The following is a 17347-nucleotide window of genomic DNA, read 5'->3' as shown; positions in this document are numbered from 1 at the left end:
TGCCCGCATGAATCCGGGCCCCGCGGGCCCGCCCCCTGATAAGCGAAAACTTGCAAGACCCGATCATTGACACGAACCCCTTAGGTTTGCGGCCGAATAATATCATGCACCACTTTTCTTATAAGCAAGGCCAGCTTCACGCCGAAGACGTGCCGCTCAGCCAAATCGTCGAGCAGGTGGGCACCCCCGCCTACGTCTACTCCCAGGCCACCCTGGAGCGCCACTACCGCGCCTTCAGCGAGGCTTTCTCCGGCCTGGACGCCCTGATCTGCTTCGCGGTCAAGGCCAACAGCAACCGGGCGGTGATCGCCACCCTGGCCGCCCAGGGCGCGGGGGCGGACATCGTGAGCGGCGGCGAATTGAGCCGCAGCCTGGCCGCGGGCGTGCCCGCCGGGCGCATCGTCTACTCCGGCGTGGGCAAGACCATCGCCGAGATGGAGCAGGCGCTGAGCGCGGGTATCCTGATGTTCAACCTGGAGAGCGCCCAGGAGCTGGAAGTGCTCAACCAGGTGGCCGGCCGCCTGGGCGTGAAGGCCCCGGTGAGCCTGCGCGTCAACCCGGACGTGGACGCCCAGACCCACCCCAAGATCACCACCGGCCTGGCCAAGAACAAGTTCGGCCTGGACATGGAGCTGGCCTTTGCCCAGTACCAGGCGGCCTCGGCCCTGCCCAACGTGGAGCTCAAGGGCATCTCCTGCCACATCGGCTCCCAGCTGACCAAGGTGGAGCCTTTTGCCGACGCCCTGGAACGGGTGGCGGTGCTCGTCGGCCGCCTCAAGGGCGCGGGCATCGAGTTGGACACCCTGGACCTGGGCGGCGGCCTGGGCATCACCTACAACGACGAGCAACCGCCCAGCCCGGCCCAGTACGCCGAGGCTCTCAAGCAGCGCATCGGAGCCCTGGGGCTCAAGCTGGTCTTGGAGCCCGGCCGGGCCATCGTGGGCAACGCCGGCGTGCTGGTGGCCAAGGTCTTGTTCACCAAGGACACCCCGGCCAAGCACTTCATCATCTGCGACGCGGCCATGAACGACCTGGTGCGCCCGGCCATGTACGATTCCTTCCACGCCATCGTGCCGGTGGCGGAGGACTCCATGCGGCCCAAGGTGGTCTCCGACGTGGTGGGCCCCATCTGCGAGACCGGCGACTTTCTGGCCCGCGACCGCGAGCTGCCCGACTTCCAGCGGGGAGAGCTCTTGGCCACGCTCAGCGCCGGGGCCTACGGCTTCTCCATGGCCAGCACCTACAACTCCCGCCCTCGGGCGGTCGAGGTGATGGTCAACGGCGATCGCTGGTCCGTGGTGCGCACCCGCGAGACCGTGGAAGAGCTCATGCGTGGCGAGAGCCTGCCTGAGTGGATGGAGTAGGGGCCCCAGGGGGCCCCTAAGCTATTGTGAGACAGCGAAATGACTACGCAAGAAATTGAACGCCTGATGGCCCTGGAGGGCATAGAGCTGGTCAAGATGACCGGCACGGGCAATGACTTCATCCTCATCGACAACCGCGCGGCCTCGGTGCCCGAGGAGCTGATGCCCCTGTTGGCCCGGGGCATTTGCCAGCGGCGGCGCTCGGTGGGGGCCGACGGCCTGATCATCATGGAGCCCAGCGAGCGGGTGGACCCGGAGCGGGGCAAGGTGGATTGGCGCTGGCACTTTTTCAACGCCGACGGCTCGGTGGCGGAGATGTGCGGTAACGGGGGGCGCTGCGCCGCCCGCTTTGCCCGCGACATCGGCCTGGCCGGCGACGAGATGCTCTTCGACACCATTGCCGGGCCCATCCGGGCCTGGGTGGGCGATCTGGTCAAGCTTGAGATGATCAAGCCTTTCGGCGCCTACCAGGATGTGGAGCTGGAGGCAGCCGGGCAGACGCTGCGCCTGGCGGGCATAAACACCGGCGTGCCCCACGCGGTGATGGCCGTGGAGGACATCGAGGCGGCTCCGGTGGTGCCCATCGGCCGCGAGGTGCGCTATCACGCCCACTTCGCTCCGGCCGGGACCAACGTGAACTTCGCCTCGCCCCAGGGCGGGGAGCTGATGGTTCGTACCTATGAACGGGGGGTGGAGGATGAAACCCTGGCCTGCGGAACCGGCGTGGTGGCTTCGGCCCTGATGCTGGGGCAGGCCGCGGGTCTGAAATCGCCGATCACGGTTTCGGTTCGCAGCGGAGAGAAGCTCAAGGTTTATTTCGAGGGCCAAGGCGAAGAATTCGGCCCGGTCTACTTGGAGGGGGCGGCGGATTACGTCTTCTCCGGAACCCTCAAGGCCGGAGCCCTGGCCTGGTTGCAAGTTTAGGGAGGAAACCCAAATGCTCAAGGGATCCCTGGTGGCCATCGTCACCCCGTTCCTCAATGGTGAAGTCGACGAGGAGAGCCTCAGAAAGCTCATCGAGTTCCATATCGAAAACGGCACCAACGGCATCGTGCCTTGCGGCACCACCGGCGAGTCGCCCACCCTAACCCACGACGAGCACAAGCGCGTGGTGGAGATCACGGTGGAGCAGGTCAACAAGCGGGTGCCCGTGGTGGCCGGGGCTGGCTCCAACAGCACCGCCGAGGCCATCGACCTGGCCAAGCACGCCAAGCAGGTGGGCGCGGACGCGGCCCTGTTGGTGACGCCCTACTACAACAAGCCCACCCAGGAGGGAATCTACCGCCATTTCGCGGCCGTGGCCAAGGCAGCCGCCTTCCCCCTGGTGCCCTACAACATCGCCGGGCGCACGGGCGTGAACATCGAGCCCGCCACCCTGGCGCGCATGGCCGAGATGCCCGAGATCATCGCCTGCAAGGAGGCCAGCGGCAACATCAGCCAGATGGCCGAGATCTACAACCTGTGCGGCGACAAGATGGACCTCCTGTCCGGCGACGACAACATGGTCCTGCCTCTGTTGTCCATCGGCGGCAAGGGCGTGATCAGCGTGGTCAACAACATCATCCCGCAAGAGATGAGCCTGCTGTGCCAGCGCTGGTTCGACGGCGATGTGGAAGGCGCCCGCGAGATCTTCTACAAGGTGCTGCCCCTGTCCAAGGCCATGTTCATCGAGACCAACCCCATTCCCATCAAGGTGGCCATGGGGCTCTTGGGCCGCATCTCCAGCGGCGAGATGCGCCTGCCGCTTTGCGAGATGGCGCCGGCCAACCTGGAAAAGCTCAAGGCCGCGCTCAGCAACTACGGCCTGATGTAGGCCAGGCAAGGAGAGGGGCGTAATGGTCAAGATAGCCGTGGCCGGCGTGGCCGGCCGCATGGGCGGGCACATCGTGCGCGCCATCATGCAGCGCCAAGGCGCCGAGCTGGCCGGAGGCTTCGAGGCCCCCGGCTCCCCGGCGGTGGGCAAGTCCCTGGCCGGGGCGGTGGGCCACTCCGGGGTGGAGGGCGTGGTGGGCGACGACCCGGCCGAAGCTTTGGCCGAGGCCCAGGTGCTCATCGACTTTACCTCCCCCGGGGCCAGCGTAAAGCACCTGAAAGAGTGCGCCGCCCTGGGCAAGGCGGCGGTTATCGGCACCACCGGCTTGAACGAGGCCCAGAAAAAGACCTTGATCGCCCAGGCCAAGAAGGTGCCAGTGGTCTTTGCGCCCAACATGAGCATCGGGGTGAACCTTATGTTCAAGGTGGCCGCCCAGATGGCCAAGGTGCTGGGCCCGGACTACGCCCTGGAGTTGGTGGAGGCCCACCACGACCAGAAAAAGGATGCGCCCAGCGGCACGGCGGTGCGCCTCATCGAAGGCCTGTGCGAGGTGCGCGGCTGGAACCCGGAAGAGGCCTGCCGCCACGGACGCGTGGGCATGACCGGGGCGCGCACCTCCGACGAGCTGGGGGTGAGCGTCATCCGGGGCGGCGACATCGTGGGCGAGCACACGGTGTACTTTATCGCCAATGGTGAGCGCCTGGAGCTGACCCACCGGGCCCACAACCGCGACACCTTCGCTCAGGGCGCGGTGCGCGCGGCCCTGTGGGTGGTGGACAAGGAGCCCGGGCTTTACGACATGCAGGATGTTTTGGGATTGAGGGAGCCGGCCTGTGAGTAAGAACAGCGATATGATCGGCTGCAAAAAGGGCATCGTGCGCTTCAGCCACGAAGGCAAGGTGTCCTACGGGCAGATAAGCGGCAACCGCCTGGTGCGCTACGAAGGAAGCCCCTTCAGCAATGGCAAGCCGGGCAAACAGACCGCCCCGCTGAGCCAGGTGCGCCTCTTGGCCCCTTGCCGTCCCTCCAAGGTGGTGGCCGTGGGCCTGAACTACAAGGCCCACGCGGCCGAGGTGAAAAAGGCCTTGCCCCAGGAGCCCATGATCTTTTTGAAGCCCTCCACTTCGGTGATCGGCCCGGGCGAAGTGATCGTGCGCCCCACGGCCATTAGCAAGCGGGTGGACCATGAAGCCGAGCTGGCGGTGGTCATCGGCAAGAAGTGCTATCAGGTGGAGGCCGCCGACGCGGCCGCCTACATCCTGGGCTACACCTGCTTGAACGACGTGACCGCCCGCGATCTCCAGGGCAAGGACATCCAGTACACCCGCGCCAAGGGCTTTGACACCTTCTGCCCCTTGGGCCCGGTGATCGCCCAGGATATCGACCCCGCCAAGGTCAACGTGCGGGCCATCGTCAACGGCGAGGTGCGCCAGAGCACCAACACCTCTGACATGATTTTTGACGTGTATCATCTGGTATCCTTTATCAGCCAGGTGATGACCCTCCACCCCGGCGACGTGATCGCCACCGGCACGCCCTCGGGCATCAGCCCCTTGCAGGAGGGCGACAGCGTGACCATCGAGATCGGCGGGGTGGGGCGGTTGACCAACCCGGTACGATAAACCAATAAAGAGCCACAAGGACCCGATCATGGAAATTCAGCGCGCCGAACGCCTCAAGTTGCTGCCCCCCTACCTGTTCAAGGAGATCGACCGTCTGCGCGACGAGGTTCGCTCCAAGGGCGTGGACATCATCGACCTGGGGGTGGGCGATCCGGACCAGCCCACGCCGCCTCACATCATTGAGAGCCTGCGCCAGGCGGCCGGCGATCCCTCCAACCACCGCTATCCCGCCTACTCGGGCCTGGACCATTTCCGGGTGAGCGCGGCCGGTTGGTACAAGCGCCGCTTCGGGGTGGACTTGGTGCCCGCCAGCGAGGTGATCACCCTGATCGGCTCCAAGGAAGGCATCGCCCATTTCCCGGTGGCCTTCGTGAACCCCGGCGAGGTGGTCCTGGTGCCCAGCCCGGCCTACCCGGTCTACGCCGCCTCCACCCTGCTGGTGGGCGGCGTGCCGGTGGAGATGCCCCTGCTAAAAGAGAACGGCTTCCTGCCCGACCTGAAGGCTATCGACCCGGCCACGGCCCAGGCGGCCAAGGTGATGGTGGTGAATTACCCCAACAACCCCACCGCCGCGGTGGCCAAGGCTGACTTCTACAAAGAGCTGGTGGAGTTCGCGCTCAAGTACAACATCATCGTGGTCTCGGACGCGGCTTACACCGAGATGGCCTTTGACGGCTACCGCCCCATGAGCTTCATGGAGGTGGACGGCGCCAAGGAAGTGGGCATCGAGTTCCACAGCCTGTCCAAGACCTACAACATGACCGGCTGGCGCCTGGGCTTCGCGGTGGGCAACTCCGAGCTGGTGGGCGGCCTGGGCCAGGTCAAGAGCCAGATCGACTCCGGCGCCTTCGACGCGGTGCAGCTGGCGGGCATCACCGCCCTGGAGGCGGACCAGAGCTGCCTGGAAGACATGCGTCAAATGTACACCGAGCGCCGCGACGTATTGGTGGACGGCTTGCAGGGCTTGGGGTTCTCGGTGGAAAAGCCCAAGGCCACCTTCTACGTTTGGTGCCAGGTTCCCAAGGGCGTAAAGAGCGCCGACTTCACCATGCGCCTGTTGTCCGAGTGCGGCGTGGTGACCACCCCGGGAAACGGCTTCGGCTCGGCCGGGGAGGGATATGTGCGTTTCGCCCTTACCCAGAGCAAGGAGCGCATGGCCGAGGCGGTGGCGCGTCTGGCCAAGCTGGAGCTGTAATTCCCGTGGCCGAGGCCCATGAGGTGTTCGTGGGCCTGGGCTGCAACCAGGGCGACTGCCAGGGACACCTGCGCGCCGCCCTGGAGGGCCTGGCCGGCCTGCCCGGCTACACCACTGTGGGGGTCAGTTCGCTGTACCTCACCGCGCCGGTGGGCAAGACCGACCAGGCGAGCTTTTTCAATGCCGTGGCCCGTGGTAGTTTTAGGGGCGAGGCCTTGGAGCTCCTGGCCGGCTTGCAGGCCGTGGAGCAGGAGCGAGGACGGGTGCGGCGGGAACGCTGGGGGCCGCGCACCCTGGACCTGGACATCCTCCTGTTTGGAGGCCAGATCATCAGTCTGCCCGAGCTCAGCGTGCCCCATCCCCGCCTGGCCGAGCGGGGCTTCGTGTTGATACCCCTGGCCGAGCTGGCCCCGGAGCTGGTCATACCCGGCCTGAGGCTCACGGCAGGCCAGCTGTGGGACCGGATGCCCGCCCAGGAGCGGGCCGCCCAGGAGGTGAGGCGCATAGAGTGGGATTGATCCGCCTGGTCCAGATCGCCATCGTGGGTTTTCTGATATGGTTTGGCTACAAGGCCTTCAAGCGCTATCTGGCCGGAGGGGCCGAAGCCCAGGCCCGTAAGAAGCGCCAAGCCCAGGGCGAGGTGATGGACGTTATGGTCCAGGACCCGCAATGCGGAACCTATTTGCCCAAACACGAGGCGAAAAGCGCCTGGGTGGATGGGCAGGAGCGCTTTTTCTGCAGTAAGAAATGCCGCGACGCCTATGTGGACGCCAAACGAAAAGGGGCCTAGAGGCCCTCGGGGCGTGAGATCAGCGGCGCGGCTGCTGATAATTTTTTTGGGCATTAGGAGGTAACAAGGCAATGAAGATATTCATCGACACCGCGGATATCGAGGAAATCAAGCAGGCCCAGAGCCTGGGCGTATTGGACGGCGTGACCACCAACCCCTCGCTGGTGGCCAAGACCGGCAAGCCCTTCGAGTCCTGCATCAAGGAAATCCTCGAAGTGGTGCCCGGCGACGTGAGCGTGGAAGTGGTGGGCGTGACCCACGACGAGATGGTGGCCGAGGCCGCCAAGTACGCCACCTGGGGCGACAACGTGGTGATCAAGGTGCCCATCATCGAAGAGGGCCTCAAGGCCATCAAGACGCTCTCCAGCCAGGGCGTCAAGGTCAACGTGACCCTGTGCTTCAGCCCCTTGCAGGCCCTTTTGGCCGCCAAGGCCGGCGCCACCTACATCAGCCCCTTCGTGGGCCGCCTGGACGACGTGGGCAGCGACGGCATGGAGCTGATCCAGCAGATCGTGGACATCTACGGCAACTACGGCTACGACACCGAGGTGCTGGTGGCCAGCATCCGCAATCCCATGCACGTGGTCAGCGCCGCGCTCATGGGCGCCGACGTGTGCACCATCCCCTTCAAGGTCATCGGCCAGCTGCTCAAGCACCCCCTGACCGACAAGGGCCTGGCCGCCTTCCTGGCGGACTGGGAAAAGGCCAACAAGGGCTAGAGAGGCGGAAGCGGTCCGGGCATGACCCCCATCCCCAAAAGAGAGCAGGTGTTCAACCTGCCCAACCTGATCACCCTGGTGCGGGTGGGCTCCATCCCCCTGCTGGTGGCGTTGCTCTATATGCCGCCCGAAGGGTGGCATTGGGCGGCGGGGATCTTGTTTTTCGTGGCCGGCCTCAGCGACCTGGCCGACGGCTTTTTGGCGCGTCGCCTGAAAAAGGTGACCTTGCTGGGCCAGTTCCTGGACCCCCTGGCCGACAAGCTCTTGGTGGCCTCCATGTTGATCATGTTGGTCTCCCTGGGGCGGGCCGCCGCCTGGGCCGCCATCATCATCATCGCCCGCGAGGTGGCGGTGACCGGCCTCCGGGCCGTGGCCGCCACCCAGGACTTGGCCGTGCCCAGCGACCGCTGGGGCAAGGCCAAGACCGCCCTGCAGATGCTGGCCATCCTGCTGCTGATTTTGCCGGGCATGGTGGGCGTGGTGGACCCGCAGTATTGGGGCACCATCGCCCTGTGGGCGGCCACCCTGGTCAGCCTGGTCTCCGGGCTCAGGTATTTCGTGCGTTTCAACCGGCTCTATATGGGCCGCGATGAAATTAGTTGATAGTTTTAGCCTTGACATAACGGGCGGATACTGTAAGATTCGTCTGCGCAAGGCGGGAGTAACTCAGAGGTAGAGTGCAACCTTGCCAAGGTTGAAGTCGCGGGTTCAATTCCCGTCTCCCGCTCCAAAAGCAACGCAAAAGCCGGCTCCTTCGGGGGCCGGCTTTTTGTTGGCAAAAGGGCGGAGGAGGGGGGCGGCCGGAGGTGCTCCACAAGGCCCTTTGTCCTTGACACTCCCGCAAGGGGCCGATATTATTTGACCCACTCGGGGCCTGGCCGATAACAGGCCGTAGTCACGGGTGATTTGTACATAAAGGCGGCGTAGCCAAGTGGCTAAGGCAGCGGACTGCAAATCCGTTATTCACCGGTTCAAATCCGGTCGCCGCCTCCAAAAAACATCAAGGGGCCAGCCGTACGGGCTGGCCCCTTTTTTGTGCTGTTGGCTTCAGCTCAGCTGACGTCGAAGCGGGGGGTCTCTTCCAGCAGCTCGGCCAGCTGGTCCAGGGGCAGGGGGCGCGAGAAATAGTAGCCCTGTATCTCGTCACAGCCGTGTTCCTGCATGAAATGCAGCTGCTCGCGCACGCTGACCCCTTCGGCCACCGTCTTGAAGGAAAGGCCGTGGGCCAGGGTGATGATGGTGCGGGCCACCACCGAGGCCTCGGGGCTCTGGGGCAGGTCGTCCACGAAGGACTTGTCGATCTTGATGGCGTTGAGCGGCAGGCGGCTCAGGTAGCCCAGGGATGAGTAGCCCGTGCCGAAGTCGTCCAGGGCCACCTTGATGCCCAACTCGCTGAGCCGGCGCATGATCTCGGCGGCCAGCTCCACGTTGGTCATGATGGTGTGCTCGGTAATCTCGAAGGAGAGGTGGCGGGCCTTCAGACCGTATTTACCGATTACGGCGGTGGCTTGTTCCGTCAGGTTTTTGTCCTGGAACTGCTTGGCCGAGAGGTTCACCGCCACGGTGAGCTCCTCGTGCCCCATCTTGTGCAGGCTGGCCAGGTCTTCGCACGCCTTGTTCAGGACCCAGGGGCTCAGCTCGTAGATGATGTCGGTTTCCTCGGCCAAGGGAATGAACTCGTCGGGGAAGACCAGCTCGCCGTCCGACTTTTGCCAGCGGACCAGGGCCTCGGTGCCCACTACCTTGCCCGTGGCCGCTTCCACCTTGGGCTGGTAATGCAGGCAGAAAGACTTTTGGGCCATTGCCTGGCGCAGCTCGTTCTCCAGGGTGAAGCGCCGCACCACCGCCTCGCTGATGGCCTCGGTGAACACGGCATAGGTGTTCTTGCCCTGGTTCTTGGCCCGGTACATGGCGATGTCGCAGTTTTTGATCAGGGTGTCCGCGTCATCGCCGTCCTGGGGATACAGGCTGATCCCCACGCTGCCTCCGATGTAGACTTGTTGTTCGCCCAGCTTGATGGGGGCCCGCAACGCATCCAGGACACGCTGGGCCGCGCGCACCGCCTCGCTGGGGTCGGCCAAACGGGTGAGGGCGATGAGGAACTCGTCGCCGCCCAGGCGGGCCACGGTGTCCTCCGAGCGCAACACCAGCTCCAGACGGCGAGACACCTCCTTCAGCACCTCGTCGCCGGCCAGGTGGCCCAGGGTGTCGTTCACGTTCTTGAAGTTGTCCAGGTCCAGGAAAAACACCCCCACCCCGGTATTGGTGCGCTTGGCCGAAGCCATGGCCATGTTCAGGCGGTCATAGAACAGCACCCGGTTGGGCAGGCCGGTGAGATGATCGTGCTGGGCCCGGTAGCTCAGCTTTTCCTCGGAGCGCTTGATGTCCGAGATGTCGTGGAACACGCCCACGTAGTGCGCGGTGCGTCCGTTGTCGTCGGCGATCCGGTTGACGGTGAGCCATTCGGGATATATTTCTCCGTCCTTGCGGCGGTTCCATATCTCCCCGCTCCATTGGCCCCGTGTTTCGAGCGCCTGCCACATGCGGTGGTAGAAAACGGAGTCGTGACGATCCGATTTGAGTACCCGGGGATTTTGGCCCACTACCTCGGAGGACGAATAGCCGGTGATTTTGGCGAAGCCGGGGTTGACCCGCTCTATCTGTCCGTTGGCGTCGGTGATGACGATGCCTTCCACCGAGTTCTCGTATACGCTGGCCAATAAGGCCAGGTCTTCCAGGCGCCGCTTCTGGTCGGTGATGTCGCGCACCGCGGCCTGAATGACATCGCGTTGGTCCACGCGCACCTTGCTCAGGGAGACTTCGCTGAGGAACCAGGTGCCGTCCGCGCGGCGATGGGTCCATTCGAAAAAGGCCCCGTCGTGTTCCATGGCGCGCTGAAGCTCCTCGTACATACGGTGCTCCGAGGATTGGCCGTCCGGCTGCACCGCGGGAGAGAGCGCTAGCACACCCTGCCTGAGCAGGTCCTCCATGGAGCCGCATCCGAACAGCTCCACCGCCGAGTGATTGGCCCGCAAGAAATAGCCGTTGTCCGGGTCCACAACCATCAAGGCGTCGCGGTTTCCCTCGAACAAGGCCCGGAAGCGGCGCTCGCTGGTCTCGGCTTTCTTTTGGGCGTCTTCCCTTTCCTTGATCTGCTCATCCAGGGCTATGTTGCTGGCCTCCAGGCGGCGGGCCGATTGGAGGTTCTGCAACAGGTAGACCACCAAGGCCAGGGTCAGCAGCATGGTAAGCCCGGCTACCGTAAGGGGCTGCCAGGTGTGGCCGCTTTCCAGGTAGGCCACGGTGGGAACGCAGACCACACGGTAGACTCCGCCGCTCAAACGGAAGTCCCGGCTGAAGGTCAGGCTGGAATGGCTGCTATCCTCGGAAATCGTCTTGGGGTTGACGGGCCCTTCCCGGGTGCGCGAGCTATGCAGATAAAGCATGCGGTCATCGGGCGGGGCCTTCAAATCCAACACCATTATGTCGATGCCCGCCGGAGGATAACGCTTCAGGATTTGTTCATAAATGATGCCGAAGCTAAAGCGGCCGCCCAGGAAGCCATAGAACCCCGGACATGGGGGCAAGAGGTCCGCGCCTTTGCTCCGCAAACCCGAGGATATAGGCTCAAACATGGTTATGGTATCGCGGCTCTGGGGGGAGTCGCCGATACGCCGCCGAGTGGTGGTTACCAGGCTTTTTGACTCGCATGCGTGCAGCAGGCGCTCCCGCAGCACCTCGTCGCTGGCCAGGTCCAGGCCCAGAAGTTGGGACTTGGCGGCCCCCGGCTCCACATACAGGATCGGGAAATAGAAGATGTCCCGGCCGGCCGGCACTATCTTGCCCTCGCGGGTGACCTGCTTGATGGCGAAGTTCGGCGAAACTTCCTTGCGGGCCGATTGCACGAACTCATGGCGGCGGACTCCGGCCACCTTGGGCACCCAGGCCAGGCCCAGCACGCCTGGAGTCCGCGCGACGAAACCCTGGGCCACGGTTTGAAACTCTCCGTAGTCGACCTTCTCGGAGCCTCGGTAAAGGGTCTGGAGGTTGGCCAGCAGGGAGCTCATCTTGTGGAGAGCTTCGCTCACCGCCTCGATGCGGTTCCGCGATTCCAACTGTATCCGCCCCCTGAACTGGGCGGCCTCCCAGTTTTCGGCAAAGCGGTATACCAGCACCGACATGGCGATGCCCATCAAGGCCACCAGGATCACGGGCACTACCCCGTAGAGAATTGTACGACGCTGTTTCCGGGGAACCGGGGTTGGGTTTGCCATGTGCTTAACCGTGAGCGGTTATAGTCTTTCCAACATGTTGGTCTATAATAACATTACCTATGCAACCGAGGATAGCCACCCTATGGCGGGATAAGGATGCGAGCATGAGCATTATCGCCTGTTGCGGCCTGGACTGTTCCCTTTGTCCGGCTCACTTGGCCTGGAAAAATGACGACGAGGCGCTGCGCCGCCAAACCGCCGAGGAATGGTCGCGCATCTACCAGGCGGATATAACTCCCGAGCAGATATCCTGCCAAGGCTGCCATGCCTCGGAAGCGCCCCTGTTCGGGCATTGCCGGGTGTGCGCGGTGCGCTCATGTGTGCAATCCAAGGGCTGGGCCACCTGCGCGCCCTGTCCTAAGTTCCCTTGCGCGGACCTGGACTTTATCCTCAAGCACTCCAGCCAGGCGCGCAAAACCCTGGAGGGCCTGCGGGCCAATGAGTGCTAGGCGCGAGATCCTGGTAATCGGGGGAGGGCGCTTCGGCCGCTTGGCCCTGGAGCGCCTGGGGGCCAAGGTGAGAGCCTTGGCGGAGCCCCGGCCCGGGCCGGAGCTGCAAGAGCTGGCCCGGCGCGGCGGCGTGGAGCTTTATCGGGAAGAGGGCGTGCCCGCCTTGCGCCGCGCGCTGGCCTCGGATGATCCCCTCGCATGGGTGATTCCCGCCATCCCGCGCCATCTGCTGGCCGACTGGCTGCGGGCCGAGCTGGGGGCGCATCCCCAGGAAACGCCCCTGGCGGCCCTGCCCGACCTTCCCAGCCGCATACCCGCTCCGGATGGGGGCTGGTTCCTCAGCCGGGCCGATTTTCTCTGCCCGGACGACTGCCCCGAACCGGCCGGCCTGTGCACCGCCACGGGCCAACCCCGGGGCGAGAACCTTTTCGACCGCCTGGCCCGGATGACCCTGCCCGGCCACGCCACCGCCGTGGTGCGCAGCCACCAGCTGGCCCCCGGGGTGGGCGGCTACCGCGCATCGGAGCTGCTGGCCCTGCGGGACCGCCTGGCCGCTCAGGGAGGACGTTGGCTGGTGGCCACGGCCTGCCGCTGCCATGGGGTGATCAACAGCCTTGAGATGGACACGAAAGACACGGCATGAACCACAATCTCAAACACAAGGCGGTGCTGTTCGACCTGGACGGCGTGCTTCTGGATTCCATGGAGCACCACGCCTCGGCCTGGCTCAAGGTCATGGGCGAGGCCGGGTTGAGGGTGGACCGCGAGTTCATTCTGGCGCACGAGGGTTGCTTGCAAACCGGGGTTTTGCAGGGCCTGATGTGCAAGTGCGGCCTGGAGCCGGAGTACGGGCCCGACGAGTTCATGCTCATGCTCCTGGAACAGCAACGCAGCCTTTTCCTTGGCGAGTATGCCCACTTGGTGCGCCCCTATCCCCGCGCGGCCAAACTGGTGGCTACCCTGCGCGAGCACCAGGTGCCCCTGGCCCTGGTGACCAGCTCACGCGGCGACCAAGTGCGCGAGTGCCTGCCTCCGGACATGCTGGAGGCCTTCCAGGTCGTGGTGAGCTCTGAGATGGTATCCGCCCACAAGCCTCACCCCGAGCCTTATCTGCGAGCCACCCAGGGCCTGGGCCTGGAGCCGGAGCAATGCCTGGTGGTGGAAAACGCGCCCGCGGGCATCGCCGCGGCCGTGACCGCCGGGGCCACCTGCTACGCCTTGTGCACTACCTTGGGGCCCGAGCATCTGTCCCAGGCCCACGCCGTTTTCCATGACCTGGCCCACCTGGCCGACCACCTGGGGTTCAACGAGGAGCTCTGATGCAGGTGTGGCTGGCCCAGGTGTCCCTGCTGCGCGACGCCTTGCGGGGCAGGGCGGGGCGGGAGCTGCCCGCCCTGGCGGCGGAGCACGGCTTCGACGGGGTGGAGTGGCTGGACCGCCTGCTGCCTTCCTTTCGCCGCGAGGATCTGGCCCGTCTGGGCGATGCCTGCCGCCAGGCCGGTTTGGGGCAGGGGGGCCTGAGTCTCAACCTGGAATATATGGTTTCGCCCGAACGCCGAGCCTTGCAGATCCGGCGCGCCTTGAACCTGATGGGGGCCTGCCCGGAGTTGGGGGTGGGTTTCGTGCGGGTAGGGTTGGGGGGAGGGGGGCTGAACTTCAACGGCGCCCTGGAATGGCTATCCGTCCTGCGGCCGAAATCCAGCCAGCTGGCCACGCCCCTGGGCCCGGCCGGACGCCTGTTCTATGGACTGTGCCTGAGCGCCGCGCAAATGAGCGGCTACCGGGGAAGCCACGGCCGCACGCCTCCTCCGAAGAGCCAAGCAGAACACCAGGCAGCCCGCGAGGCGCTCTCTCCCTTGGCCGAGAAGGCCGAATCCCTGGGCCTAGCCCTGGGTGTGGAGAACCACTGGGGCATAAGCGGACGGCCGGACGACCTGTTGAATCTTGTATACAATATTAACGGCGGAGAAATTAGCGCTTTTAAAACAGGCATATGCCTTGATTTGGACAATTGGTATGAGGACCAGGACTCTTATGCCGGGGTGGCGGCGCTGGCCCCGAGTGCGCTTCATGTGCACTACAAGGCCTACGGCGGCCAGCCAAAACAGGAGGCCCTAAAGCTTAATTATCAAGGCAAGTTGAAGCTGCTCAAGGACGCCGGCTATGGCGGGGCCTTCAGCCTGGAATACGAAGGGCCCGAACCAGCCTTGTCGGGCGCGGTCCGGGCCTCGGATGTATTGCGCCGAATCTGGGAGGGCCTGGCCTAATCCCAGAGAATGGTTTCGTTGCCCGTGGGGAACTTGTCCACCCGCTTTAACTCCACCCAGCGGATCTGGATGCCCTGGGGCGTGTTGACAATGACCCGCTGCCAGGATTGCCCGGTCTTGGTGTCCACCATGAGCATACCGCCGTAGGGCCTAGGGGCTTGGAAAATTTGGAAGCGGGGCGCCGGGCTGTAGAGCGACAGGGCGCTGCCTTGGGGGGTAACCGAGGGCGGCGCGGCCAGGGCCGGCGCGGCGGTCAGCAGGGCGAGAACGAGAATCAGGGCTGGCATGAACTTGGTCATGGAAGCTTCTCCGTGAAGGTCTTGTTAATATTCTAGGGCCATGAGCCAGCCAGGCACAAGGTGTTAGTGCAGCCATATTTATACATGAAATAACTAATGCTTGAGGCTATTTCTTAATCTAGTTTGACAAAGATAGCTTGCCATTCTGGTGGCTCTGAACGCTACGAGGCGGCCAAGTGGGCTCACCACATTACCTGTGACTATCTTGGTTGGGGCGTGCTCGCGCTCATGGCGTGGCGCTGAGTTCTGGCGTTCGGCGTCACCTTGATTTTACACAAGTACTTCGCATAAGATATATTATGTAAACTTTTGGAAATGGGTAGGCATGGCGGGCTAAATTCCGCGAGATTCAAAGGCATTGCCCTGCTTGGTCTCTTGACGCGCGGAATCGGCAAGCTATAGAATGAAACCCTTTCAGCCGCCCGGAGGCTGAGAATGGAAGGCGGCCCGCCAGAGCCCTCTTCCGCCGGAAACTTGACCAGCCCGCTTGTGGGCTTTCAAAGCATCCACGTTTTCATGTAAAGGCCCGCCTTTTTTGCCCGGTGGGCCACAAGGGAGTTATCCATGCTGGAGCTTAAAAAAGGCGTCGATATCCTCACCGATATCGGCGGCGTTAAAGACGCCGAGAAAGTCAAACGCATCTTCCGTGATTCCATGGACGACGCTGATTTCGCCAAGATCGAAAAGATCATCAACGCAGAAGCCCGCCTCAAGATTGCCAACGCCATCGCCCTGGGCAAGCCCGCCAAGGTACTGGTCAACGACGGCAGCGACGCCGACGTGGCCCGCATCAAGGAGCTGGTGGTCGAGGACAACGAGGAAAAGAAGCTCAATATCCCCGGCCACACCATCCATTACGATCTGGCCCAGGAACAGGCCCGCATCGTGGACCGCACCTTCTACATCGCCAACCCCGATGAGAAGGTCTCTTCCCTGGCCAACCGCATCGACCGTGACGACGCCTATAATTACGTCAAGGAGCACATGGTCGGCATGATGGCCGGCATGACCCTGGTCATCGGCTTCTACTCTCGCGGCCCCGTGGGCGCCGTGGCCGCCATCCCGGCCATCGAGATGACCACCTCCCTGTACGTGTGCCACTCCGCCGAGCTGCTCTACCGCAACTGCTTCGATCAGTTCGACGCCGAGGTGGACCGCGCCGGCCTGTTCTTCACCAACGTGCACTCCCAGGGGGCCAACCGCGCCGAAGATCTGCCCAACGCGCGGGTGTTCATGGACCGCTCCCACCAGACCACCTACTCCACCTTCTGCACCTACGCGGGCAACACCCTGCTGCTCAAAAAGGGCAACCACCGCTTTGCCGTGGACCGGGCCACATACTACCGTCAGGGCGAGGAACTCTCCGAGCATATGTTCATCACCGGGCTCCAGGGCCCCGGCGGCCGCGTGACCTTCTTCGCCGGCGCCGCCCCCAGCGGCTGCGGCAAGACCACCACCGCCATGGTGGGCGAGGAGTTCATCTCCGACGACCTGGCCCAGATCTGGATCTCCGAGGACGGCACCATCCGCAGCATCAACCCCGAGAGCGGCATCTTCGGCATCATCGAGGACGTGAACTGGACCGACGACCCCATGATCATGGACATCCTGCGCAAGCAAGGCCATGAGGTCATCTTCTCCAACGTTCTGGTGGTGGACGGCGTGCCCTACTGGATCGGCAGCGGCGAGGAGAACCCGGACAAGGGCTTCAACTTCCAGGGCGAATGGTTCGCCGGCAAGACCGACGATGCCGGCAAGGCCATCCCCCTGTCCCACGGCAACGCCCGCTTCACCATCCGGGCCTCCAGCCTGAACAACTACAGCCCCAAGATGGAAGACCCGGCCGGCGTGGTGACCAAGGTCTTTACCTACAATGGCCGCGACGCGGACACCATGCCTCCGGTGCGCGTGGCCCGCAACGCCGATGAAGGCGTGGTCATCGGGGCCAGCATCGTGAGCAAGGCCACGGCCACCGAGGTGGGCGCCACCGGCGTCAAGCGGCAGCCCTGGGCCAACCAGCCCTTCATCCCCGGCGCTCTGGGCGACAACATGGTGGCCCAGTTCGACTTCTTCAACAGCGACAAAATCAGCGAAGCCAACCGGCCCATCATGGCCGGCCTCAACTATTTCCTGACCCACGAGGCGCGCGGCGGCGAAGGCAGCGCCCTGTTGGGCGAGAAGCGCGACGTGAAGGTGTGGCTGGGCTGGCTGGAGCGCCTGGTGCACGGCGAGGTGGAGACTATCTACTCGCCCGTGGGCCTACTGCCCACCTACGCGGACCTGAAGGCCATGTTCAGCGACCTGCTCTCCAAGGACTACCCCGAGGAGCTTTACAACAAGCAGTTCTCGCTCTACATCGACAAGATCATGGCCCGCATCGATTTGCAGTACGACGCCTTCAAGAAGGAGGAGAACATCCCGGACAAGCTGTTCGCTATTTATGACGAGCAGAAGGCCGAGTTGGAAGACCTCCGGGCCAAGTACGGCGATATCGTAAGCCCTGACCAGGTGAAGGAGTGGGCGGCGGCCAAGTAAGGCCCCTTCCCCACCCCGCT

Annotated in this window: 17 protein-coding genes and 2 tRNA genes; 17 read left to right on the top strand and 2 right to left on the bottom strand. The window is 64.0% G+C overall.

The genetic code is table 11. The features are described 5' to 3' along the window. The first annotated feature begins 104 nt into the window (after positions 1-104). From lysA to KQH53_07620, 12 genes are all read left to right on the top strand, one after another. Positions 105-1364 (top strand): diaminopimelate decarboxylase, encoded by a 1260-nt coding sequence (lysA, locus tag KQH53_07675; GenBank protein MCB2226542.1) that lies wholly within the window; start codon positions 105-107, stop codon positions 1362-1364. 39 nt (positions 1365-1403) lie between these two features. Then, the gene (gene dapF / locus KQH53_07670; GenBank protein MCB2226541.1) at positions 1404-2288 is read left to right on the top strand and encodes a diaminopimelate epimerase; all 885 of its coding nucleotides are present in this window, start codon (positions 1404-1406) and stop codon (positions 2286-2288) included. Positions 2289-2301: 13 nt separating this feature from the next. Beyond that, complete coding sequence (gene dapA, locus KQH53_07665) at positions 2302-3177, top strand: 4-hydroxy-tetrahydrodipicolinate synthase (GenBank protein ID MCB2226540.1); 876 nt, start codon at positions 2302-2304, stop codon at positions 3175-3177. Between the two features lie 22 nt (positions 3178-3199). Continuing rightward, on the top strand, positions 3200-4018 hold the full coding sequence (gene dapB / locus KQH53_07660; GenBank protein ID MCB2226539.1) for a 4-hydroxy-tetrahydrodipicolinate reductase: 819 nt from the start codon (positions 3200-3202) through the stop codon (positions 4016-4018). Positions 4019-4028: 10 nt separating this feature from the next. Next, positions 4029-4799 carry a fumarylacetoacetate hydrolase family protein gene (locus KQH53_07655; GenBank protein ID MCB2226538.1) on the top strand — a complete coding sequence of 257 codons (771 nt, stop codon included), beginning with the start codon at positions 4029-4031 and terminating at the stop codon, positions 4797-4799. Between the two features lie 34 nt (positions 4800-4833). Beyond that, positions 4834-5994, top strand: a complete 1161-nt coding sequence (locus tag KQH53_07650) for an LL-diaminopimelate aminotransferase (protein ID MCB2226537.1) — start codon at positions 4834-4836, stop codon at positions 5992-5994. 5 nt (positions 5995-5999) lie between these two features. Next, complete coding sequence (folK, locus tag KQH53_07645) at positions 6000-6512, top strand: 2-amino-4-hydroxy-6-hydroxymethyldihydropteridine diphosphokinase (GenBank protein ID MCB2226536.1); 513 nt, start codon at positions 6000-6002, stop codon at positions 6510-6512. Then, complete coding sequence (locus tag KQH53_07640) at positions 6503-6784, top strand: hypothetical protein (protein MCB2226535.1); 282 nt, start codon at positions 6503-6505, stop codon at positions 6782-6784. Before folK ends, KQH53_07640 begins: the two co-directional genes overlap by 10 nt. A gap of 71 nt (positions 6785-6855) precedes the next feature. Further along, positions 6856-7503 carry a fructose-6-phosphate aldolase gene (gene fsa, locus KQH53_07635; GenBank protein ID MCB2226534.1) on the top strand — a complete coding sequence of 216 codons (648 nt, stop codon included), beginning with the start codon at positions 6856-6858 and terminating at the stop codon, positions 7501-7503. 21 nt (positions 7504-7524) lie between these two features. Continuing rightward, positions 7525-8106 carry a CDP-diacylglycerol--glycerol-3-phosphate 3-phosphatidyltransferase gene (gene pgsA / locus KQH53_07630; protein ID MCB2226533.1) on the top strand — a complete coding sequence of 194 codons (582 nt, stop codon included), beginning with the start codon at positions 7525-7527 and terminating at the stop codon, positions 8104-8106. A 52-nt stretch (positions 8107-8158) separates the two neighbouring features. Further along, positions 8159-8233, top strand: a tRNA-Gly gene (locus tag KQH53_07625). A gap of 187 nt (positions 8234-8420) precedes the next feature. Further along, positions 8421-8496, top strand: a tRNA-Cys gene (locus KQH53_07620). Between the two features lie 59 nt (positions 8497-8555). Here KQH53_07620 and KQH53_07615 read toward each other — a convergent pair. Then, entirely contained in the window at positions 8556-11714 is a 3159-nt protein-coding gene (locus KQH53_07615) for an EAL domain-containing protein (protein ID MCB2226532.1), read from the bottom strand. Positions 11715-11881: 167 nt separating this feature from the next. Between KQH53_07615 and KQH53_07610 the strand changes: the two genes are divergently transcribed. The 4 genes from KQH53_07610 to KQH53_07595 are packed head-to-tail and all read left to right on the top strand — an operon-like array spanning position 11882 to position 14493. Continuing rightward, on the top strand, positions 11882-12226 hold the full coding sequence (locus tag KQH53_07610) for a DUF3795 domain-containing protein (GenBank protein MCB2226531.1): 345 nt from the start codon (positions 11882-11884) through the stop codon (positions 12224-12226). Further along, positions 12216-12869 (top strand): hypothetical protein, encoded by a 654-nt coding sequence (locus tag KQH53_07605; protein MCB2226530.1) that lies wholly within the window; start codon positions 12216-12218, stop codon positions 12867-12869. Before KQH53_07610 ends, KQH53_07605 begins: the two co-directional genes overlap by 11 nt. Continuing rightward, positions 12866-13546 carry an HAD family phosphatase gene (locus KQH53_07600; protein ID MCB2226529.1) on the top strand — a complete coding sequence of 227 codons (681 nt, stop codon included), beginning with the start codon at positions 12866-12868 and terminating at the stop codon, positions 13544-13546. The genes KQH53_07605 and KQH53_07600 overlap by 4 nt, the downstream gene beginning before the upstream one ends. Then, the gene (locus tag KQH53_07595; protein MCB2226528.1) at positions 13546-14493 is read left to right on the top strand and encodes a sugar phosphate isomerase/epimerase; all 948 of its coding nucleotides are present in this window, start codon (positions 13546-13548) and stop codon (positions 14491-14493) included. The genes KQH53_07600 and KQH53_07595 overlap by 1 nt, the downstream gene beginning before the upstream one ends. Here KQH53_07595 and KQH53_07590 read toward each other — a convergent pair. After that, complete coding sequence (locus KQH53_07590; protein ID MCB2226527.1) at positions 14490-14792, bottom strand: hypothetical protein; 303 nt, start codon at positions 14790-14792, stop codon at positions 14490-14492. The two genes, KQH53_07595 and KQH53_07590, sit on opposite strands and share 4 nt — an antisense overlap. A 564-nt stretch (positions 14793-15356) precedes the next feature. Here KQH53_07590 and KQH53_07585 point away from each other — a divergent pair. Continuing rightward, a complete protein-coding gene (locus KQH53_07585; GenBank protein ID MCB2226526.1) occupies positions 15357-17327 on the top strand; it encodes a phosphoenolpyruvate carboxykinase (GTP) in 1971 nt (656 codons plus the stop codon). Positions 17328-17347 lie beyond the last annotated feature (20 nt).

This window comes from Desulfarculaceae bacterium (assembly GCA_020444545.1).
GTDB lineage: Bacteria > Desulfobacterota > Desulfarculia > Desulfarculales > Desulfarculaceae > Desulfoferula.
Note: the sequence above shows the minus strand (reverse complement) of the source record. Positions and strands in the feature narration are given on the sequence as shown.